Source organism: Escherichia sp. E4736 (assembly GCF_005781225.1).
Taxonomy (GTDB): Bacteria; Pseudomonadota; Gammaproteobacteria; order Enterobacterales; family Enterobacteriaceae; genus Escherichia.
The window spans coordinates 22,326-42,534 of record NZ_VATT01000011.1; the positions used below are offsets into that span (position 1 = coordinate 22,326).

23 protein-coding genes are annotated in these 20,209 nt (G+C 50.4%); 10 read left to right on the forward strand and 13 right to left on the reverse strand.

What is annotated here, in order from left to right; genetic code table 11:
- The first annotated feature begins 165 nt into the window (after positions 1–165).
- The 5 genes from artP (at position 166) to artJ (ending at position 4,060) form a co-directional block, all read left to right on the forward strand.
- Positions 166–894, forward strand: coding sequence for an arginine ABC transporter ATP-binding protein ArtP (artP, locus tag FEK46_RS08030; RefSeq protein ID WP_000027211.1), 729 nt, complete (start codon positions 166–168; stop codon positions 892–894).
- 17 nt (positions 895–911) lie between these two features.
- Positions 912–1,643: an arginine ABC transporter substrate-binding protein ArtI gene (artI, locus tag FEK46_RS08035; RefSeq protein ID WP_135559699.1), complete on the forward strand. Its 732-nt coding sequence runs from the start codon at positions 912–914 to the stop codon at positions 1,641–1,643.
- 6 nt (positions 1,644–1,649) lie between these two features.
- Positions 1,650–2,366, forward strand: a complete 717-nt coding sequence (gene artQ, locus FEK46_RS08040; protein ID WP_135559700.1) for an arginine ABC transporter permease ArtQ — start codon at positions 1,650–1,652, stop codon at positions 2,364–2,366.
- Positions 2,366–3,034, forward strand: coding sequence for an arginine ABC transporter permease ArtM (artM, locus tag FEK46_RS08045; protein WP_000464489.1), 669 nt, complete (start codon positions 2,366–2,368; stop codon positions 3,032–3,034). The genes artQ and artM overlap by 1 nt, the downstream gene beginning before the upstream one ends.
- A 294-nt stretch (positions 3,035–3,328) precedes the next feature.
- Positions 3,329–4,060, forward strand: coding sequence for an arginine ABC transporter substrate-binding protein ArtJ (gene artJ / locus FEK46_RS08050; protein ID WP_130205225.1), 732 nt, complete (start codon positions 3,329–3,331; stop codon positions 4,058–4,060).
- Between the two features lie 174 nt (positions 4,061–4,234).
- Here the strand turns inward: artJ and rlmC are convergent, their stop codons facing one another.
- The 10 genes from rlmC to FEK46_RS08100 all read right to left on the reverse strand — a co-directional run bounded on the left by rlmC (position 4,235) and on the right by FEK46_RS08100 (position 12,958).
- Positions 4,235–5,362, reverse strand: coding sequence for a 23S rRNA (uracil(747)-C(5))-methyltransferase RlmC (rlmC, locus tag FEK46_RS08055; protein WP_130205223.1), 1,128 nt, complete (start codon positions 5,360–5,362; stop codon positions 4,235–4,237).
- Positions 5,363–5,402: 40 nt separating this feature from the next.
- Positions 5,403–5,891, reverse strand: a complete 489-nt coding sequence (locus FEK46_RS08060) for a YbjO family protein (RefSeq protein WP_130205221.1) — start codon at positions 5,889–5,891, stop codon at positions 5,403–5,405.
- A 59-nt stretch (positions 5,892–5,950) separates the two neighbouring features.
- Positions 5,951–6,796, reverse strand: a complete 846-nt coding sequence (gene potI / locus FEK46_RS08065) for a putrescine ABC transporter permease PotI (protein ID WP_130258187.1) — start codon at positions 6,794–6,796, stop codon at positions 5,951–5,953.
- Positions 6,793–7,737 carry a putrescine ABC transporter permease PotH gene (gene potH, locus FEK46_RS08070; protein ID WP_135559701.1) on the reverse strand — a complete coding sequence of 315 codons (945 nt, stop codon included), beginning with the start codon at positions 7,735–7,737 and terminating at the stop codon, positions 6,793–6,795. Before potH ends, potI begins: the two co-directional genes overlap by 4 nt.
- A 9-nt stretch (positions 7,738–7,746) precedes the next feature.
- Positions 7,747–8,880 carry a putrescine ABC transporter ATP-binding subunit PotG gene (gene potG, locus FEK46_RS08075; RefSeq protein WP_130214734.1) on the reverse strand — a complete coding sequence of 378 codons (1,134 nt, stop codon included), beginning with the start codon at positions 8,878–8,880 and terminating at the stop codon, positions 7,747–7,749.
- 94 nt (positions 8,881–8,974) lie between these two features.
- Positions 8,975–10,087: a spermidine/putrescine ABC transporter substrate-binding protein PotF gene (gene potF / locus FEK46_RS08080; RefSeq protein WP_130205213.1), complete on the reverse strand. Its 1,113-nt coding sequence runs from the start codon at positions 10,085–10,087 to the stop codon at positions 8,975–8,977.
- 350 nt (positions 10,088–10,437) lie between these two features.
- On the reverse strand, positions 10,438–10,914 hold the full coding sequence (locus tag FEK46_RS08085) for a YbjN domain-containing protein (protein ID WP_000203025.1): 477 nt from the start codon (positions 10,912–10,914) through the stop codon (positions 10,438–10,440).
- Between the two features lie 87 nt (positions 10,915–11,001).
- Complete coding sequence (rimK, locus tag FEK46_RS08090) at positions 11,002–11,904, reverse strand: 30S ribosomal protein S6--L-glutamate ligase (RefSeq protein WP_135559702.1); 903 nt, start codon at positions 11,902–11,904, stop codon at positions 11,002–11,004.
- 60 nt (positions 11,905–11,964) lie between these two features.
- Positions 11,965–12,687 (reverse strand): nitroreductase NfsA, encoded by a 723-nt coding sequence (nfsA, locus tag FEK46_RS08095; protein ID WP_135559703.1) that lies wholly within the window; start codon positions 12,685–12,687, stop codon positions 11,965–11,967.
- On the reverse strand, positions 12,671–12,958 hold the full coding sequence (locus FEK46_RS08100; protein ID WP_130205207.1) for a DUF1418 family protein: 288 nt from the start codon (positions 12,956–12,958) through the stop codon (positions 12,671–12,673). Before FEK46_RS08100 ends, nfsA begins: the two co-directional genes overlap by 17 nt.
- Positions 12,959–13,117: 159 nt before the next feature.
- Here FEK46_RS08100 and FEK46_RS08105 point away from each other — a divergent pair, with 159 nt between their 5' ends.
- On the forward strand, positions 13,118–13,375 hold the full coding sequence (locus FEK46_RS08105; RefSeq protein ID WP_130205205.1) for a GrxA family glutaredoxin: 258 nt from the start codon (positions 13,118–13,120) through the stop codon (positions 13,373–13,375).
- Positions 13,376–13,406: 31 nt separating this feature from the next.
- On the opposite strand, the gene FEK46_RS08110 is transcribed toward FEK46_RS08105, so the two are convergent.
- Complete coding sequence (locus tag FEK46_RS08110) at positions 13,407–13,784, reverse strand: inner membrane protein YbjM (protein ID WP_130205203.1); 378 nt, start codon at positions 13,782–13,784, stop codon at positions 13,407–13,409.
- Positions 13,785–14,051: 267 nt separating this feature from the next.
- Between FEK46_RS08110 and FEK46_RS08115 the strand changes: the two genes are divergently transcribed.
- Positions 14,052–15,737 carry an aspartate:alanine antiporter gene (locus FEK46_RS08115; protein WP_131162166.1) on the forward strand — a complete coding sequence of 562 codons (1,686 nt, stop codon included), beginning with the start codon at positions 14,052–14,054 and terminating at the stop codon, positions 15,735–15,737.
- 135 nt (positions 15,738–15,872) lie between these two features.
- On the opposite strand, the gene rcdA is transcribed toward FEK46_RS08115, so the two are convergent.
- A complete protein-coding gene (rcdA, locus tag FEK46_RS08120) occupies positions 15,873–16,448 on the reverse strand; it encodes a DNA-binding transcriptional regulator RcdA (RefSeq protein WP_135559704.1) in 576 nt (191 codons plus the stop codon).
- A gap of 83 nt (positions 16,449–16,531) precedes the next feature.
- Between rcdA and FEK46_RS08125 the strand changes: the two genes are divergently transcribed.
- The 3 genes from FEK46_RS08125 to ybjH all read left to right on the forward strand — a co-directional run bounded on the left by FEK46_RS08125 (position 16,532) and on the right by ybjH (position 18,918).
- On the forward strand, positions 16,532–17,740 hold the full coding sequence (locus tag FEK46_RS08125; protein WP_131162165.1) for an MFS transporter: 1,209 nt from the start codon (positions 16,532–16,534) through the stop codon (positions 17,738–17,740).
- Positions 17,740–18,555, forward strand: coding sequence for a 5-amino-6-(5-phospho-D-ribitylamino)uracil phosphatase (gene ybjI / locus FEK46_RS08130; protein WP_138194665.1), 816 nt, complete (start codon positions 17,740–17,742; stop codon positions 18,553–18,555). Before FEK46_RS08125 ends, ybjI begins: the two co-directional genes overlap by 1 nt.
- 84 nt (positions 18,556–18,639) lie before the next feature.
- Positions 18,640–18,918: a protein YbjH gene (gene ybjH / locus FEK46_RS08135; RefSeq protein ID WP_130205193.1), complete on the forward strand. Its 279-nt coding sequence runs from the start codon at positions 18,640–18,642 to the stop codon at positions 18,916–18,918.
- Positions 18,919–18,959: 41 nt separating this feature from the next.
- Here the strand turns inward: ybjH and mdfA are convergent, their stop codons facing one another.
- Positions 18,960–20,192 (reverse strand): multidrug efflux MFS transporter MdfA, encoded by a 1,233-nt coding sequence (mdfA, locus tag FEK46_RS08140; RefSeq protein WP_135406260.1) that lies wholly within the window; start codon positions 20,190–20,192, stop codon positions 18,960–18,962.
- Positions 20,193–20,209: the final 17 nt, after the last annotated feature.

Consider the following 20,209-nt stretch of genomic DNA (forward strand, 5'->3'; position numbering starts at 1 on the left):
GCCGACATTTATGCTCGCCGCCCTTCACCGCCGTTATTTTGTGCTATGTTTATTGAATAATGCGCTTTGCTTTTAACTTTTAAAGCAGAAATATTGCATAATTATTCTGTCAAAGGTACTATCTTCGACTTCAATAGCTATCCGACTGCCAGTATACGAGTGTCAATGAGTATTCAATTAAACGGCATTAATTGCTTCTACGGCGCGCATCAGGCGCTGTTCGATATCACGCTGGATTGCCCGCAAGGCGAAACGCTGGTGTTACTTGGCCCCAGCGGCGCGGGGAAAAGCTCGCTGCTGCGTGTACTCAATCTGCTAGAGATGCCGCGCTCCGGTACGCTCAACATCGCAGGCAACCATTTCGATTTCACTAAAACGCCATCTGACAAAGCGATCCGCGAGCTGCGTCGTAACGTCGGGATGGTGTTTCAGCAATACAACCTATGGCCGCATCTGACGGTACAGCAAAACCTGATTGAAGCGCCCTGCCGCGTGCTGGGGTTGAGTAAAGATCAGGCACTGGCCCGTGCAGAAAAACTGCTGGAACGTCTGCGTCTCAAACCTTATAGCGATCGTTACCCGCTGCACCTGTCTGGTGGTCAGCAACAACGTGTCGCTATCGCCCGCGCGCTGATGATGGAACCGCAGGTACTGCTGTTTGATGAACCGACCGCCGCGCTGGATCCGGAAATTACCGCACAAATCGTCAGCATTATTCGTGAGCTGGCGGAAACGAATATTACCCAGGTGATCGTCACCCACGAAGTTGAAGTGGCGCGTAAAACCGCCAGCCGTGTGGTGTATATGGAAAACGGTCACATCGTAGAACAAGGCGACGCGAGCTGCTTTACCGAGCCGCAAACCGAAGCATTTAAAAACTATCTCTCTCACTAAGATTCGGGATAACAACAATGAAAAAAGTTCTGATTGCCGCGCTAATTGCAGGTTTTAGTCTTTCCGCCACAGCTGCCGAAACCATTCGTTTTGCTACCGAAGCCTCTTATCCTCCGTTTGAATCGATGGATGCGAATAACCAGATCGTCGGTTTTGACGTCGACCTGGCGCAGGCGCTGTGTAAAGAAATTGATGCGACCTGCACTTTCTCTAACCAGGCGTTTGACAGCCTGATCCCAAGCCTGAAATTCCGTCGTGTAGAAGCGGTGATGGCCGGGATGGATATCACCCCGGAACGTGAAAAGCAGGTACTGTTTACCACCCCGTACTATGACAACTCCGCGCTGTTTGTGGATCAGCAGGGTAAATACACCAGCGTTGATCAGCTGAAAGGCAAAAAAGTCGGCGTGCAGAACGGGACGACGCACCAGAAGTTCATTATGGATAAGCATCCGGAAATCACCACCGTGCCGTATGACAGCTACCAGAACGCAAAACTGGATCTGCAAAACGGTCGTATCGACGGCGTCTTCGGAGACACCGCGGTGGTCACCGAGTGGCTGAAAGATAACCCGAAACTGGCGGCGGTGGGCGACAAAGTGACCGATAAAGACTACTTCGGCACTGGTCTTGGCATCGCGGTACGTCAGGGCAATACTGAGCTGCAGCAGAAATTCAACACTGCGCTGGAAAAAGTGAAGAAAGATGGCACTTACGAAACCATCTACAACAAATGGTTCCAGAAGTAATTCCTGATGAATGAATTTTTCCCTTTAGCAAGCGCCGCCGGGATGACCGTCGGCCTTGCCGTTTGTGCATTGATTGTCGGACTGGCGCTGGCGATGTTCTTTGCGGTATGGGAGTCGGCAAAATGGCGTCCTGTCGCGTGGGCAGGTTCGGCGCTGGTGACGGTTCTGCGCGGCCTGCCAGAAATTCTGGTGGTGCTGTTTATCTATTTTGGCTCCTCACAGCTGCTGCTGACGCTTTCGGATGGCTTCACCATCAATCTTGGGATCGTACAGATCCCGGTGCAGATGGACATCGAGAACTTCGACGTTAGCCCGTTCCTTTGTGGTGTCATCGCTCTGTCGCTATTGTATGCCGCCTATGCCTCGCAAACGCTGCGCGGTGCATTAAAAGCGGTGCCAGTTGGCCAGTGGGAATCCGGTCAGGCGCTGGGGCTGTCGAAATCGGCTATTTTTTTCCGCCTGGTGATGCCGCAGATGTGGCGTCATGCGTTGCCTGGCCTCGGTAACCAGTGGCTGGTGCTGCTGAAAGATACCGCGCTGGTCAGTTTGATTAGTGTGAATGATTTAATGCTACAAACCAAAAGCATCGCTACCCGTACCCAGGAACCATTTACCTGGTACATTGTGGCGGCGGCGATTTACCTGGTGATTACTCTATTGAGTCAGTACATTCTCAAACGCATTGACCTGCGCGCGATACGTTTTGAGCGGAGTCCCAGCTAATGTTTGAGTATTTACCCGAACTGATGAAAGGGCTGCACACCAGCCTGACGCTAACCGTTGCCTCGCTGATTGTAGCGCTGATTCTGGCGTTAATTTTTACCATCATTCTGACGCTGAAAACGCCAGTGCTGGTATGGCTGGTGCGGGGTTATATCACGCTGTTTACCGGTACGCCGCTGTTGGTGCAGATCTTCCTGATTTATTACGGGCCGGGCCAGTTCCCGACGTTGCAGGAGTATCCGGCACTGTGGCATTTACTGTCAGAACCGTGGTTATGTGCGCTGATTGCGTTATCGCTGAACAGTGCGGCGTATACCACGCAACTGTTTTACGGTGCCATTCGCGCGATCCCGGAAGGTCAATGGCAATCCTGTAGCGCTCTGGGAATGAGCAAAAAAGACACGCTGGCGATCCTGCTGCCGTATGCCTTTAAACGCTCACTCTCTTCGTATTCCAACGAAGTGGTGCTGGTGTTCAAAAGTACCTCTCTGGCTTACACCATTACGCTGATGGAAGTGATGGGTTACAGCCAGTTGTTGTACGGGCGCACCTACGATGTGATGGTATTTGGCGCGGCGGGGATTATTTACCTGATCGTTAACGGCCTGCTGACGCTGATGATGCGCCTGATCGAGCGTAAAGCGCTGGCGTTTGAGCGACGGAATTGATATGGCTGCGTGCTGATGCCGGATGCGGCGTAAACGCCTTATCCGGCCTACATTAGCTGGATGATTTGTAGGTCTGATAAGACGCGCCAGCGTCGCATCAGACACCAGCACAGAACCCACATACTGCATAAATTATTATAATAAAGACGGACAACCCACTAAGTTGTCCGTCTTTTTTTATACCAATTAAATTATTTAATCATATTTATTGCATATAAATTCACTTAATGGCATTGTTAATCCATGCCGCAGACACGGCCAAAAATCATAAGATTGACAGACGGGAGTTCCATCATGAAAAAGTTAGTTCTTGCCGCTTTACTTGCATCCTGTGCGTTCGGCGCTTCTGCCGCGGAGAAAATCAATTTTGGCGTATCAGCGACCTATCCTCCGTTCGAGTCGATGGATGCCAATAACCAGATTGTCGGCTTTGATATCGACCTGGCAAAAGCCTTGTGCAAACAAATGCAGGCAGAATGTACTTTTACTAATCACGCGTTCGACAGCCTGATCCCGTCGCTGAAATTCAGAAAATATGACGCCGTTATCTCCGGTATGGATATCACGCCAGAGCGTAGCAAGCAGGTATCGTTTACCACGCCCTACTATGAAAACTCAGCCGTCGTAATTGCCAAAAAAGATACCTACAAAACGTTTGCCGATCTGAAAGGTAAACGTATTGGGATGGAAAACGGCACCACGCACCAGAAATATATTCAGGATCAGCACCCGGAAGTGAAAACTGTCTCCTATGACAGTTATCAGAATGCCTTTATCGATCTGAAAAATGGCCGTATTGATGGGGTATTTGGTGACACCGCGGTGGTGAACGAATGGCTGAAAACCAATCCGCAACTGGGCGTTGCGACTGAGAAAGTGACCGATCCGCAATACTTCGGCACCGGCCTGGGTATCGCTGTACGTCCGGATAACAAAGCTCTGCTGGAAAAACTGAATAACGCGCTGGCAGCAATTAAAGCGGATGGCACGTATAAGAAAATCAGCGATCAGTGGTTCCCGCAGTAATTGAGACTGATGATAAAAGTAAGATTGCCTGATGCACTACGCTTATCAGGCCCGCATCAACTCTACAATGTATTGATTTAGCATGATTTTGTAGGCCGGATAAGGCGTTCACGCCGCATCCGGCATGAACAAATCGCACCTGATCAGTAATCTGAAGCCGCACCTGCGGCTTTTTTATTGCTTCACCAGCAGCGTCAGCACTTCATAGTGCGCGGTGTGCGGGAACATATCAAAAAGCTGTACCCGTTCAATGCGATAACCAGGCAGTTCGCGAATATCTTTCGCCATCGTTTGAGCGTTACAGCTGGAGTAAATGATAAAACGTGGTGCCATCGTTGAGAGATAATCACACAGCGGTTTACCAATGCCCCGGCGCGGCGGGTTAACCAGCACCAGCTCCGGCACCGCCCCCTGAGCGGTGGCAAATTGAGTGGAGTCCAGCGCCTGAAATTGCAGACGCGTTAAGCCCAGTTCAGAGGCTGACTGCTTCGCACAGGCAATGGCTTCTGGCGCAATTTCGATCCCGGTTAACTGCATGTCAGCCGTCGCGCAGTGTAAACCAAAGCCCCCCACGCCGCAGAACAGATCCCACATATGTTTGACCGGCAGCTGCCGTACCCAGTCGCGCGCGGTGGCATACAGCTGGCTGGCGACCGCCGGATTAGTCTGGAAGAAACTTTGCGGGCGGATCCACAGCGGCACATCGTTAAAACGCTCTGCCAGCGACTGTTGTTCCGTCAGGTAGATCTCCGTCTCCCCTTCCATAATCGCCATATGTACCGGCTGAATATTGACGGTAATGACTTTCAGCTGCGGCAATTGTGCCTGTAACCACGGCAATGCCTTACGCAGTTGTGCCAGTTTGGTTTCAGAACGCAGTACAAAGCGCAGCATCATGCCGCCATCACTCTGGCTTTCAGTCAGCAGAATGTATTTCAGTTCGCCACGCTTACGCGCCACGTTGTAGGGCGTTAACCCCGCACGGGCGATAAACGGTTTTAGCACCGCAAAAACGGGCGCAAATGAGGCAGGATAAAGCGGGCAATCGCAAAGATCTTCCGGCGTACCGTCGCGATGCAGCATTCCGAGCCGTGGTTTTTCAACACTGCCACTCACCACCATTTTGGCTTTATTACGAAACCCTTGTTCCGGGCCAGACACCGGCGCGCACCATTCCTCAACCGGAAAATCGGCCAGCAGATTCTTAAGATCGGCGGTTTTAGCGGAGAGTTGCTGTGGTATCGGCTGCGTTATCCACTGACAGGAACGACAGCGACCCGCGTCGTAAAGTGCGCACTGCATACATTGACCTTCACATCATCAGGGGCGACGATTATACACATTATTGCAACTGGAAGAACCGCCGACTGGTCGAGGGAACGAACAGCAGCATCAGGATGAGCATATCCGGCAGCTTCTGCAGCATCAGGCTATGGAAGATTTCACGTTTTGATTCACCGGGAATGCTGAACAACTCCGGATAACCATAACCCAGCGAAGCAGCCCACAAATAACTGGCGGCCGTGATTTGTGTCAGCAGATACAGCCAGCGCGCCCAGCGACGCCCTTTCACCAGCGAAAACGCACACCAGATCTCAATAAAAACCAGCGCCAGACTGCTTAAAAAGACCAGTGTTAAACTCCAGGTTTGTACGCTGCGATGAATGAACTCGCCAATACCGCGCACGCCTAATGTATTGAAAATCATCAACACGTCGAGGCCACGGATCATAATAATGGCGAGCGCCGCCACCTGCACCAGCGCAGGCACATTCAGGCGAGCATGTGATGAAGATGTTTTCTTAAAAAATCCCAACGGTTCGTCTTCCATGAAAACAATGCCGCGACATGCGCGGCATTATGTAGCCAAGTTGGCAAATTTTAGTGTCTTCAGCCACGTCTTGCACGCTGGATATCGCGTATCCGCTGCTTTTCTGCGCGAGCCATCAGATACCAGGCGATAAATCCGACAATTCCGACCGCACCGAGAATTAACGTTGCAAGTGCGTTAATTTCTGGATTCACCCCCATCCGCACGCTGGAGAAGACCAGCATCGGTAACGTGGTGGCTCCCGGCCCGGAAACAAAGCTGGCAATCACCAGATCATCAAGCGACAAAGTAAAAGCCAGTAACCAGCCAGAAATGATCGCGGGCATGATCATCGGTAGCGTAATGACGAAAAACACTTTCAGCGGCATCGCACCGAGATCCATCGCCGCTTCTTCTATCGATCGATCCAGTTCCCGCAGACGCGACGAAATAACGACTGCCACATAAGCCGTACAGAAAGTGACATGCGCCAGCCAGATAGTGAGCATACCGCGGTCCGCAGGCCAGCCAATGGCATGAGCAAGCGCGACGAATAACAACAACAGCGACAAGCCCGTGATGACATCTGGCATCACCAGCGGCGCGGTGATCATAAAGGCAAAACCATTTGATCCGCGAAACCTGCCAAAGCGCACCAGCACCACCGCCGCAATTGTCCCGAGGATCGCCGCCGCCGTCGCCGCACAGGCCGCAATTGTCAGGCTTAAACCAACCGCACTCATCATTGCGTCATCGCGCAATAACTCACCGTACCAACGCGTTGACCAGCCCGCCCACACCGTCACCAGCTTCGAGCTGTTAAATGAATAGATAACCAGCATCAGCATTGGCGCATAAAGAAAGGTGAAGCCCAGCAGCAAAATCACAATCCGCCAGGGCGAACGAACGACCGGTAAATTATTCATCCGTGTTCTCCCACACTTTTTTGCTGATACTTGTGGAACCACATAATAGGCACGATTAGCAGCAACAACATGATAATCGCCACTGCCGAGGCGACAGGCCAGTCACGGTTATTGAAGAACTCCTGCCACAGCACGCGGCCAATCATGATGCTATCCGGACCGCCGAGCAGTTCCGGGATCACAAACTCGCCAACCGCAGGAATAAAGACCAACATCGATCCGGCAATAATTCCGCCTTTGGTGAGTGGCACGATCACGGTAAAGAACGTTTTCAGCGGTCGTGCACCGAGATCCAGTGCCGCTTCCACCAGCGAATAATCAATACGCATCAACGCGGTGTAGATTGGCAGCACCATAAACGGCACATAGGCGTAAACAATGCCAATATAGACCGCCAGGTTGGTATGCAGAATGGTCAGCGGTTGATCGATAACGCCCAGCCACAGCAGGAAGTTATTCAGCACGCCATTGTTTTTTAATATTCCCATCCAGGCATAAACGCGGATCAGAAACGAGGTCCACGACGGCAGGATCACCAGCAGCAATAAGATATTGCGGGTCGAGGGTTTACTGTGCGCCACCGCCCACGCCAGCGGGTAGCCAAGCAATAAGCAGCAGATGGTCGAAATCGCTGCCACCTGTAACGACTGGAGATAAGCATCGAAATAGAGCGGATCGTCGGTAAGTTGCAGGAAATTACCAAGATTGATAGTGATTGACAGTTGCCCGTCGGCCCACTCCATCAGTTCGGTATAAGGCGGAATGGCTCGCGCCATCTCTGCAAGACTTATTTTAAAGACAATCAGAAATGGCAGTAGGAATAGCAAAATTAACCAGATATACGGCAGGGCAATCACCAGTTTGCGCCCGTGCTTCATCTGCCACTGCGTAAGCCACTGTTTTAACCCGCCCGGCTGGACAGGAGGTTCAAGTGTACTCATCTTTGCTCCTTAAACCGTCAGCACCACACAACTGTCCACTTCCCAACATAAACGAACTTCATCACCCCAGGTCGGTAGCCCTTTGCGGTGACGATGCGCGTTTTGTAGCTGGGCGCTAATCATCTGCCCGCTTTTCAGTCGAACGTGATACACCGAAAGATCGCCGAGATAGGCAATGTGTATCACCTCCCCCACCGCGAAGTTACAACCATTGGCGGGCGGCTCCTCGCAAAGCATGATTTTTTCCGGTCGCAGCGCCACATGTACCGGCACGTTATCGACCACTGACGCCAGCGGATCGACTTTCAGCGGATGGACCAGCCCCGGTGAATCGAGCAACAGGCCGTCTTCCTGACGCTCTTTTAGTAGCCCTTCAAAGACGTTGACTGAACCAATAAACTCGGCGCTGTAGCGGGTAGTCGGATGCTCGTAAATCTCTTCCGGCTCGCCAATCTGAACAAATTTCCCGCGATTCATAATGGCGATACGCCCCGCCATGGTCATCGCCTCTTCCTGATCGTGAGTCACCATTACGCAGGTCACGCCGACACGCTCCAAAATATCCACCACTTCAAGCTGCATCCGGTCACGCAATTTTTTATCCAGCGCGCCCATCGGTTCGTCGAGCAGTAATAGTTTTGGGCGCTTGGCAAGGCTTCGGGCCAGGGCCACACGCTGGCGTTGGCCACCGGAAAGCTGATGCGGTTTGCGTTTGGCGAACTCCTGCATATGTACCAGTCCGAGCATCTCGTTGACCCGGCTGGCAATTTCCGCTTTTGGCAATTTGTCCTGCTTCAGGCCAAAGGCGATGTTCTGTTCCACGGTCATATGGGGAAACAACGCGTAAGACTGAAACATCATATTGATGGGGCGTAGATAAGGAGGAACCCGTGACAGGTCGACGCCATCAAGCATAATCTGCCCGGCAGAAGGTTGTTCAAAACCTGCCAGCATACGTAGCAGTGTGGACTTGCCACAGCCGGATGCGCCCAGCAGTGCAAAGATTTCGCCTTTATAAATGGTCAGACTGACATCATCGACCGCATGTTGACCATCGTAGGATTTGGTCAAATTACGGATTTCTAATAGTGGTGTCAGCGACTTACGACTTTTCGCCTGCGGGCGAGGGATAGCGTCATTCACGGCTGCTCTCCGGCATTGAATGTGTGCAAGCGCACCATGATGGTGCGAATTGCCGGTGGGTGTGGTGCACCCGTCCGGCATCTACAACAGCAGATTATTTTCCGCTCTTCACTTTGGTCCAGGCGCGTGTGCGCACTCGATCGATTTTTGGATCCTGCACTTGTAGTGTGAACATTTTGGCGCGAACGTCCGCAGGCGGGTAAATTCCTGGGTTATCACGGACTTCCGCACTCACCAGCGGCGTGGCTGCTTTATTGGCGTTAGCATAGAACACATGGTCGGAGATATGCGCTACTACATCCGGACGCAGCAGGTAATTCAGGAACTGATAAGCTTCGTCTTTATTTTTGGCATCCGCAGGCATGGCGAATACATCAAAGAATGCCATCGCCCCTTCTTTCGGAATCGAGAAAGAGACATTCACACCGTTTTTCGCTTCTTTCGCGCGGTTAGACGCCTGCCACACATCGCCCGCCCAGCCAATAGCGACGCAAATATCGCCGTTTGCCAGATCGTTAATGTATTGAGATGAATGGAAATAACGAATATTTGGACGCAGCTTTAACAGCAGATCGGTTGCCGGGCCAGTGTAATCATCCGCTTTGGTGCTGTTGGGATCTTTGCCGAGATAATTCAGCACGGTAGCAAAAACTTCTTCCGGCGCGTCAAGGAAAGAGACACCGCAGCTTTTCAGTTTTTCCAGATTTTCCGGTTTGAGGATCAAGTCCCAGCTATCGACGGGCGCGTTTTCTCCCAATACTGCTTTGACTTTATCGACGTTATAGCCAATTCCGGTGGTCGCCCACATATACGGCATGGCAAATTTATTGTCGGGATCGTGTTTTGCCACCAGCTTCAGCAGTTCTGGATCGAGATTCTTCCATTCTGGCAATTTGCTTTTATCCAACGGCTGGAATACACCAGCAGTCAGCTGGCGTTCAAGAAAACTGGCTGATGGAACGACAAGATCAAAGCCGGTGCTCCCCGCCATTAACTTGCCTTCCAATACTTCGTTGGAATCGAAAACATCGTAGACGACTTTTATACCCGTCTCTTTTTCAAAATTTGCCACTGTATCTGGGGCGATATAATCAGACCAGTTATAGATGTGGAGTGTTTTTTGTTCAGCCGCGAGCGTGCCGACAGAGACGGCCATCAGAGCACCTGCAACCAGACCCGATAGCCATTTTTTATTTAAGGCGGTCATATCTCTTTCCTTCTGAAAGTTCGTTAACAAACGAACAAAAGTTGTCACACTGAAAGATATGCAATAAACGTGCATATTTTTTATCGGCGCGGCGCAAGAAAAGAGAACTCTCTCCCGGCCAGCATTGCTCGCTATATAAAAGCCTTGCAAGAATAACTTTAGCCAGGGTTTGAAACTATAGCTGTAATTAAAAAACAGTATTTAACAAATTTTTATGCGCATTTGCTCTATGTGATAAAGCAAATTCGGCATAAGGCAAGTGAAAAAATCTTTAATGAAAGGTTAAATTTAGCAGAAAATATTATAATGCGCAGTCACTGCGGCAGCGACTGCGTGCTCAAAAAGAATTATCAGTGAAGGAAATAGTTTTCGGTAACGTTATTTTGCCCTTCATCGTCAGTCGGCAACAGCAGTTGATGGGCATTGGCTTCAAGGATGACCATCGAAATCTGCTCTTCACTCTGGCGTACGAACCATGCAAATTGTTCATAGGTTACGCCCTGCATAACGGATAAAGACTGGCAAACCACCAGCTTTGGCAGATTATCATCCTGCATATCAAGAAATGCTTTCACAGTCAGCGAACTGGCATTGATGGCCGACAAATCCGCCGCCAGCGGCAACACGGCTGAAGGTCTGACTTCCGCCATGGCAGAAAACAGGATCGTGTTATCAATCAGGTCGATTTTGGCATCAAAGACACCGTCAAAATTCTGCATATGCGGCAGATGTAGCGCCTGACAGTTATCACATTCAAAAAAACTCATCCCCAGGTCATCGAGCCATTGACGCAACGTATCCAGACCAGGAACGACCAGCGATGTCATAATTTTGTACAACCTCTTCCGATAAAAAGACTGGCACAGCTTACGCAAAAAGCGCAGGCAAAACCATGATCAGTCACGTTATTGCGACTAACCACCGGTTTTTAAGCAATATTCTGCCGTGGCGTGGCGCTCAATCCAGCGGATCATTTTACCCGCGATGTCGATACCGGTGGTTTTCTCTATCCCTTCCAGACCAGGCGACGCATTCACCTCCATCACCAACGGTCCGCGATTTGCTCGCAGAATATCCACGCCAGCAACATCCAGTGCCATCGTTCGTGCGGCTTTTATGGCGATTTCACGCTCCTGCGGCGTAATACTGGCAATGCTCGCCGCGCCGCCACGATGCAAATTGGAACGAAAATCGCCCTCCTTCGCCTGCCGTTCAATTGCCGCGACCACTTCATCGCCAACGACCAGACAACGAATATCACGGCCTTTTGCTTCTTTTATATATTCCTGCACCAGAATATGCGCATTAAGACCGCGAAAAGCGTCAATTACGCTTTCTGCTGCCTGACGCGTCTCCGCCAGCACCACTCCAATCCCCTGCGTGCCTTCGACCAACTTGACCACCAGCGGTGCACCACCGACCATCTCGATTAAGTCGCTGGTATCATCCGGCGAATGCGCCATGCCTGTTACAGGCAGGTCAATGCCCTGTCGCGCTAACAGTTGCATGGAACGCAATTTGTCACGCGCACGGGCAATCGCAACCGATTCGTTCAACGGATAGCTCCCCAGCATTTCGAACTGGCGTAACGCCGCAATCCCATGAAAGGTAATGGCGGTGCCAATGCGCGGGATCACCGCGTCAAAATGGGGTAGCTTGCGGCCTTTATAATGAATAGAAGACGCCGCAGGATTAATGTTCATATAGCAAGAAAGCGGATCGAGAATTTCAACCAGGTGACCGCGCTGTATAGCGGCTTCACGCAGCCGCTTACACGAATAGAGCGTTCCATCCCGGGACAATATGGCAATTTTCACCCTGCACCTCTCTGTCAGACCTGGTCAAAAGCCCGCGTATCATACATCGGCGTTACGGTTTTAGCGCATCGCCCAACCTTGTTTATGCAAATAATCGAGAATAAAAGGACGGCTTTCTTTGATAATCGTCCGACGAATGTGGTCGCTCCAGGTATCCCGACGATTATTGCTGCCACGGGTGAGATAATATTCCGCCAGTTGCTCGTCATACTGCGCCAGAGCGTCTTTATCCAGCGGTTTGTAGCTGTTTTCATGCACTAAAATGGAGGCAGGTAAACGCGGTTTGAGATCCGGTTTATCCGCGGGCCAGCCAAGACACAGACCAAATAGCGGCAAAACATGCTTCGGTAACTTCAGCAGTTCCGTCACCGCTTCGATATTATTGCGTAGGCCACCAATATATACTCCGCCCAATCCCAGAGATTCCGCTGCAGTTAACGCATTTTGCGCCATCATCGCCGTATCAACGACACCGAGCAACAGTTGTTCCGCCAGGCCAAGTTGTGCATCCGGACAGATCTGTAAATGACGGTTAAAGTCGGCACAGAACACCCAGAACTCCGCCGCTTGCGCCACATGTTTTTGCCCCCCGGTCAGCGTTACCAGTTCTTCACGCAGCGTTCTATCGGTAATGCGAATAATGCTACTGCATTGCAAAAAACTAGAACTGGAAGTCGCTCGGGCGCTGTTGATAATCGCCTCACGCTGCGCCTCAGAAATGGGGTCATCAGTGAAATGGCGAATGGAGCGATGGCCACAAATAAGTTCAATGGTTGGCGTCATTATCTTTTTCTCTTTCTGAACGTGAAGATTCCAGTGGACGGTTCATCAGTTGTGGGGCAAGCCGTTTTGCCACCTGAAGAATAACCACCACCGCAGCGGGAAGCATGAGCAAAACACCGAGAAAAATCATCAGAATTTGTATCTCTGGCGTCGAAAACGGCACCGGAAGCGAAAGGTAATGGCTTAACGACAGCAGCGCCGTCACCAGTAACATCATGCCGATGAATTCCAGTATCAACACGCTTTTAGGTAATTTACCGATCGCGCGCATAAGCTTCCCTCTGCAAAGTGAATTGCTATTTTAAAACCTTTCGTTGCGTTGTGCTTAACAGTTATAGCTTTAAGCAATCAATGCAACAGGTTAAACCTACTTTCAGCGAGTAAATTTTGGCGTAATCATGGCGGACATAAACAGATGAGGAGAGAAACAATGCAAACCGTTATTTTTGGTCGTCCGGGTTGCCCTTACTGCGTGCGTGCTAAAGAGTTGGCAGACAAACTGAGTAATGAACGCGATGACTTTGAATATCAGTATGTTGATATTCGTGCAGAAGGGATTAGCAAAGAAGATTTACAACAGAAAGCGGGTAAACCAGTAGAAACCGTACCGCAGATTTTTGTCGATCAGCAACACATCGGCGGCTATACCGATTTTGCTGCCTGGGTGAAAGAGAATCTTGAAGCCTGATTGCCGGATAAGCCCTCTCTGTTTGAGGGCTTTATTGATTTTTTCTGTGCTGTGACTTGAACAAACTACTAATAAACAAGAAACACAACGCCCCCAACGCACACCAGAAGACGGCGCTCAATAACCATGCCAGCTCTTGCCAGAATGAGCGTGTTGGTGAAAAAAACAGACGCATAATTAACATAGAACACGGTGCCGCCAGCATTGCGCCAAACAGCGGTTTAAGGACTTCTCTACGCTGCGAAAAAAAGCTGGCAACCGCCCCAGGAAGAATGAAAAACAGCAAGCCGATTTCAGGATGCCCGGCAGCCCGAAAAGCGCCTTTCATTTGCGTCGCCAGGAACAGGCACACTACAATGAAGAGGACAAAACAGCAGATTGCCCCCGCCCAACGTTGTTTATGTTTCACTCGCTCCTCCTGACACTGCCTCTATCGAACACATTTTCGCCACTATGGCGTTCAGTAAGATAAAGCCGCTTCGCATTCCATGCTAATATAGGCCAACGCAATTTTTATAGCCGTTGGTACTTAATGTGATTACACTAGTAAAATATATTGTTTCTTTACTATTGCTTATGTGCGCTGAATGAATCCGCGCCCTGATTTCAGGTAAAAACATTATCTTAAATTACCATTTCTTTCAACAGCTTACTCGTAAACAAGAAGTTAGTCTCCGTGAATATAAACGTCGCCGAATTGTTAAATGGGAATTACATTCTGTTATTATTTGTAGTCCTTGCGCTTGGACTATGTCTAGGAAAATTACGACTTGGTTCAATCCAACTGGGTAATTCCATTGGCGTTTTAGTCGTATCGTTACTATTAGGGCAACAACATTTCAGCATTAACACCGACGCGCTTAATCTTGGCTTTATGTTGTTTATTTTCTGCGTCGGGGTCGAAGCCGGACCCAACTTTTTTTCCATTTTTTTCCGCGATGGGAAAAATTACCTAATGTTAGCTCTGGTGATGGTTAGCAGTGCGCTGGCGATCGCCTTAGGGTTGGGTAAGCTGTTTGGCTGGGATATCGGTCTGACGGCCGGTATGTTGGCTGGCTCCATGACATCGACACCGGTTCTGGTCGGTGCTGGCGACACATTACGCCATTCCGGTATGGAAAGCGGACAGCTCACCACGGCACTGGATAATCTAAGCCTTGGGTATGCGTTAACCTATTTAATTGGCCTGGTGAGTTTAATTGTCGGTGCACGTTATTTACCGAAGTTGCAACATCAGGATTTACAGACCAGCGCCCAACAAATCGCTCGCGAACGTGGCCTGGACACCGATGCCAGCCGCAAAGTTTATTTGCCGGTGATCCGCGCCTACCGTGTCGGCCCGGAGCTGGTGGCCTGGACCGACGGCAAAAATCTGCGTGAATTGGGTATTTATCGTCAAACCGGTTGCTACATTGAACGTATTCGTCGTAACGGGATTCTGGCAAATCCAGATGGCGACGCCGTACTGCAAATGGGCGATGAGATAGCGTTAGTGGGATATCCAGACGCCCATGCCCGCCTCGATCCCAGCTTCCGTAACGGTAAAGAAGTTTTTGATCGTGACCTTCTCGACATGCGTATCGTCACTGAAGAGGTCGTCGTCAAAAACCATAACGCGGTAGGTAAACGTCTGGCACAACTAAAGTTGACCGATCACGGTTGCTTCCTTAACCGCGTCATCCGCAGCCAGATTGAGATGCCAATTGATGACAACGTTGTGCTTAATAAAGGTGATGTTTTACAGGTGAGCGGCGATGCCCGTCGCGTGAAAACCATTGCTGACCGCATCGGCTTTATCTCGATTCACAGCCAGGTCACAGACCTGCTGGCATTCTGCGCGTTCTTTGTTATTGGCCTGATGATCGGGATGATCACCTTCCAGTTCAGTACATTTAGCTTTGGCATGGGTAACGCTGCTGGCTTGTTATTCGCCGGCATTATGTTGGGCTTTATGCGCGCTAACCACCCGACCTTCGGTTACATTCCGCAGGGGGCGTTAAGCATGGTGAAAGAGTTCGGCTTGATGGTGTTTATGGCAGGCGTTGGTTTAAGCGCCGGTAGCGGCATTAATAACGGCCTGGGCGCGATCGGTGGTCAGATGTTAATTGCCGGATTGATTGTCAGTCTGGTGCCGGTGGTTATCTGCTTCCTGTTCGGCGCTTATGTACTGCGTATGAACCGCGCACTCCTGTTCGGCGCGATGATGGGCGCGCGTACTTGTGCGCCGGCAATGGAGATCATCAGCGACACCGCACGCAGTAACATCCCAGCCTTAGGTTATGCGGGCACTTATGCAATAGCTAACGTACTGCTAACGCTGGCCGGGACAATCATTGTCATGGTATGGCCAGGACTCGGATAAAACTGAAGTTGCCCTGAAAATGAAATTTTTTTGTACAATCGGCGAACTTTTCTTTGGGGCATCAGTCTTAATTAGTGCCACTGCTTTTCTTTGATGTCCCCATTTTGTGGAGCCCATCAACCCCGCCATTTTGGTTCAAGGTTGATGGGTTTTTTGTTGCCTGAAATTTATCTCCTGCCCCGCCACTCGTGCCACCATCCGTAAAATCTCCTCGCGCGATAGCGGCTTACGGTCAGTGACAAAATGCAGCGTCATCCCTTCAATAAAAGCATCCAGAGCCCGGGCCGTTCCAGGTTCAAACCATTGTTCGAGTGTTTGCTGACTGCGCTGCATCCAGTTTTGCATCACTGTTTTTAATAACGGTTTTCGGCTGGCAAGCGCGTAGAGTTGATACATCAGTTCCATGTTGTCCTGCGTTGCAACCTGCGAGCTGTAGATCATTTCTGTGATGGCCAGGCAGGCACTGGGGGCATCGCTGACATCGAGAAAAAATGCCTGATATTGCAGTGACATAGTCTGCGTAAAGCTACTGAATGCCTCCAGCAATAGCTCATCAATTCCTGAAAAATAGTAGGTCATCGACCCTAACGGTACCCCGGCAAGGGTAGCTATTTTACGGTGCGTCACGGCATGTATTCCGTAAAGTTTCACCGCCTCGAGAGTGGCCTGGATGATTTTTTCTCGCCGTTGTGGATCGTTAGCGCGACGCATGTCATTTCCTCTCTCTGCAATTGTGTACAAATGTACACAACCTTGCTAAGGTTGTCTTCTCTCTTCTTTTTTTGACGTGATCTATGACAGTAAATTCTTCACGTAATGCCTTGAAACGCCGTACCTGGGCGCTGTTCATGTTCTTCTTTTTGCCGGGCCTTCTAATGGCTTCCTGGGCAACCAGAACGCCCGCTATCCGCGACATTCTTTCTGTCTCTATCGCCGAAATGGGCGGAGTGCTCTTTGGTCTGTCAATCGGTTCGATGAGCGGCATTCTCTGCTCGGCGTGGTTAGTAAAACGCTTTGGGACGCGTAATGTCATCCTGGTCACGATGTCCTGCGCATTGATCGGGATGATGATATTAAGTCTGGCGCTCTGGCTGACATCTCCTGTGCTCTTTGCCGTTGGTCTTGGCGTTTTTGGCGCCAGTTTTGGTTCCGCAGAAGTGGCGATAAACGTTGAAGGTGCTGCCGTTGAGCGAGAAATGAATAAAACGGTTTTGCCGATGATGCATGGCTTCTACAGTCTCGGTACGCTGGCGGGGGCTGGTGTAGGGATGGCGCTGACGGCCTTTGGAGTTCCGGCAACTGTTCACATTTTGCTGGCGGCGCTGGTGGGCATCGCGCCTATTTATATCGCTATTCAGGCAATCCCTGACGGTACGGGAAAAAATGCTGCCGATGGCACGCAGCATAGTGAAAAAGGGGTTCCTTTTTATCGTGATATTCAGTTGCTATTAATTGGTGTCGTGGTGCTGGCAATGGCTTTTGCAGAAGGTTCTGCCAACGACTGGTTACCCTTATTAATGGTTGATGGCCACGGATTTAGCCCAACATCCGGCTCATTGATATACGCAGGTTTCACATTGGGGATGACCGTTGGACGTTTTACCGGCGGCTGGTTTATTGATCGTTACAGCCGCGTTGCTGTGGTACGTGCCAGTGCACTAATGGGTGCGTTGGGTATCGGGCTAATTATTTTTGTTGATAGCGCCTGGGTCGCCGGGGTATCTGTCGTTCTTTGGGGACTGGGTGCCTCGCTGGGCTTCCCGCTGACCATTTCAGCCGCCAGTGATACCGGCCCCGATGCACCAACCCGTGTCAGCGTAGTGGCCACGACCGGTTATCTGGCTTTCCTCGTCGGGCCGCCACTGCTGGGCTATCTCGGCGAACATTATGGATTACGTAGTGCAATGCTGGTTGTACTGGCGCTGGTTATTCTCGCGGCTATCGTCGCAAAAGCCGTCGCCAAACCCAATACAAAAACGCAGACTGCGATGGAGAATAGTTGATGGGCATTAAATTAATTGCGGTAGACATGGACGGTACTTTCTTAAGCGATCAAAAAACCTATAACCGCGAGCGGTTTATGGCCCAATATCAGCAGATGAAAGCACAAGGTATTCGCTTTGTGGTTGCCAGCGGGAATCAATATTATCAGTTGATCTCATTCTTCCCCGAAATTGCCGATGAAATTGCTTTTGTGGCGGAAAATGGTGGCTGGGTAGTGAGCGAAGGCAAAGATGTTTTTAATGGTGAGCTATCGAAAGATGCTTTTGCCACTGTCGTGGCGCATTTGCTGACGCGCCCGGAAGTGGAGATTATTGCCTGCGGCAAAAATAGCGCCTATACCCTCAAAAAATATGACGATGCCATGAAAACCGTGGCGGAAATGTATTATCACCGTCTGGAATACGTCGATAACTTTGACAACCTAGAAGATATCTTCTTCAAGTTTGGCCTGAATCTTTCCGATGAACTGATTCCACAAGTGCAGAAAGCATTACATGAAGCCATCGGCGATATTATGGTGCCAGTGCATACCGGCAACGGCAGCATCGATTTAATCATCCCCGGCGTGCATAAAGCCAATGGCCTGCGTCAACTCCAGAAATTATGGGGAATAGACGACAGCGAAGTCGTGGTCTTTGGCGATGGCGGTAATGATATTGAGATGCTGCGTCAGGCAGGGTACAGCTTCGCAATGGAAAATGCCGGCAGCGTGGTTGTTGCAGCGGCGAAATATCGTGCAGGTTCCAATAACCGTGAAGGCGTACTGGACGTGATTGATAAAGTTCTTAAACACGAAGCGCCATTTAATCAATAAAACGGCAGCACGCCCGGCAACACAACGCCTGAATGAAGGCTGCATAATTCGCAGAAATTAACTCACTGGATTATTTCAGGCGAAATGATTATGAAGAATTATGTTTTGCTGGGCGCGTTTCTCATGAGTTTTGCCGGTGCAACGATGGCGCAAAGCGTTACCGTCGATGTGCCAAGTGGATACAAAGTGGTAGTGGTCCCTGATTCTGTCAGCGTTCCACAAGCCGTCAGTGTCGCTACTGTGCCGCAAACCGTCTATGTGGCTCCTGCTCCGGCTTACCGTCCACATCCGTATGTTCGTCACCTTGCCAGCGTTGGCGAAGGAATGGTTATCGAACATCAGATCGATGACCATCACCATTAATACGAAAATGCCTGATTGCATTGTGCAATCAGGCATTTTTTTTACCCTTCGTGCGAATTTCCTACCTGTTTATTTTTTAAAAAGATAAACATCAGCAGCAGCCACAAAATTCCGTTGGCAAGGTTGAAGAGATTAAACAGACCATTGCCGCCGTTCAGATACGCGTGTTTACTGATCTCAATACCGACAGTGAAAATCAGCATTTGCAACATCCCCATCGCCGCAGAAACCGTACCTTTACTCATATCGCTGGCAAACAACGTCAGACGCACCAGTCCCGCATTCGCCAGACCAATACCAAAAGCATAAATACTTAACCCAGCGGTCATCCACAAATACGCGTGCGATGAGATGACCGTTGCCGCAGCGGCGACCAACAGACCAATCATAATCGGCCAACCGCCCATAATGATCAGCGAACGTACGGTGCGACGCGAGGTCAGTCGCGCCAGCAGTAGGTTCCCCGCAATTAATGCGCCGAAAATGGGAACTTGCAGCAAACCATATTCATAGCTGCTCAACTGCTCGCCGGTTATGATAATAATCGGCGACTGGGCAATCCACGCCAGCAACGGCAGACTAACAAACCCCAGTGCCAGCGCCCCCGCAACAAAGCGACCATTCTTCAGCACCAGCTTGTAGTCACGCCCGAGCTCTTTCAGCGACAGTTTCTCACCTATACGCGTGGCGGTTTCTGGCATGGCACGTTGCAGACCGAAGAAGGAGATCGTTGCCAATGCGGCAAATAATACAAACATCCCTTCCCAGGGCAGCACATGGATCCACGCCGCACCCACCAACGGGCCGAGTAGCGGAGCAATCAGCGCCACGTTCGCCATCAGCGCGGTGATCTTGATACAAACCGCCTCTTCGAAGGATTCCTGAATTGCGGCGTAACCCACAGCGCCAATGAAACAGAGGCTTATGCCCTGCAAGAAGCGCAACAGCGTGAATTGTTCAATGTTTTGCGCCAGTAATATCGCCAGACAAGTGATGATAAACCACACTACGCCCGCCAGCATCACCGGACGGCGACCAATACGATCCGACAATGGCCCCAGCAGCCACTGTAAAAACATCCCACCCGCAAGGTACGCGGTCATCGAGGTAGGAACCCAATCAATGCCCGCCTGGTACTGTTCCACCACGGCCAACATACCGGGCTGAATCATATCGTTACCGATATAGGTTGAAAATTCGTAGAGCACCAGACAGAGAGGGAAAAGTAATGCCTGACGTCCAAGTCTGGCACCATTAGCTAATCTATTTTGCATGCAATTTCTTCGCCAAT

Bases quoted from the DNA above. Each gene is read 5' to 3' on its own strand.
- potH (WP_135559701.1), bottom strand. From the start codon at position 7,737: ATGAGTACACTTGAACCTCCTGTCCAGCCGGGCGGGTTAAAACAGTGG.
- artJ (WP_130205225.1), top strand. From the start codon at position 3,329: ATGAAAAAGTTAGTTCTTGCCGCTTTACTTGCATCCTGTGCGTTCGGC.
- FEK46_RS08060 (WP_130205221.1), bottom strand. From the start codon at position 5,891: ATGGAAGACGAACCGTTGGGATTTTTTAAGAAAACATCTTCATCACAT.
- potI (WP_130258187.1), bottom strand. From the start codon at position 6,796: ATGAATAATTTACCGGTCGTTCGTTCGCCCTGGCGGATTGTGATTTTG.
- artP (WP_000027211.1), top strand. From the start codon at position 166: ATGAGTATTCAATTAAACGGCATTAATTGCTTCTACGGCGCGCATCAG.
- artI (WP_135559699.1), top strand. From the start codon at position 912: ATGAAAAAAGTTCTGATTGCCGCGCTAATTGCAGGTTTTAGTCTTTCC.
- FEK46_RS08105 (WP_130205205.1), top strand. From the start codon at position 13,118: ATGCAAACCGTTATTTTTGGTCGTCCGGGTTGCCCTTACTGCGTGCGT.
- mdfA (WP_135406260.1), bottom strand. From the start codon at position 20,192: ATGCAAAATAGATTAGCTAATGGTGCCAGACTTGGACGTCAGGCATTA.
- FEK46_RS08100 (WP_130205207.1), bottom strand. From the start codon at position 12,958: ATGCGCGCGATCGGTAAATTACCTAAAAGCGTGTTGATACTGGAATTC.
- nfsA (WP_135559703.1), bottom strand. From the start codon at position 12,687: ATGACGCCAACCATTGAACTTATTTGTGGCCATCGCTCCATTCGCCAT.
- rlmC (WP_130205223.1), bottom strand. From the start codon at position 5,362: ATGCAGTGCGCACTTTACGACGCGGGTCGCTGTCGTTCCTGTCAGTGG.
- potF (WP_130205213.1), bottom strand. From the start codon at position 10,087: ATGACCGCCTTAAATAAAAAATGGCTATCGGGTCTGGTTGCAGGTGCT.
- ybjH (WP_130205193.1), top strand. From the start codon at position 18,640: ATGATTATGAAGAATTATGTTTTGCTGGGCGCGTTTCTCATGAGTTTT.
- rcdA (WP_135559704.1), bottom strand. From the start codon at position 16,448: ATGCGTCGCGCTAACGATCCACAACGGCGAGAAAAAATCATCCAGGCC.
- artM (WP_000464489.1), top strand. From the start codon at position 2,366: ATGTTTGAGTATTTACCCGAACTGATGAAAGGGCTGCACACCAGCCTG.
- ybjI (WP_138194665.1), top strand. From the start codon at position 17,740: ATGGGCATTAAATTAATTGCGGTAGACATGGACGGTACTTTCTTAAGC.
- FEK46_RS08085 (WP_000203025.1), bottom strand. From the start codon at position 10,914: ATGACATCGCTGGTCGTTCCTGGTCTGGATACGTTGCGTCAATGGCTC.
- artQ (WP_135559700.1), top strand. From the start codon at position 1,650: ATGAATGAATTTTTCCCTTTAGCAAGCGCCGCCGGGATGACCGTCGGC.
- FEK46_RS08125 (WP_131162165.1), top strand. From the start codon at position 16,532: ATGACAGTAAATTCTTCACGTAATGCCTTGAAACGCCGTACCTGGGCG.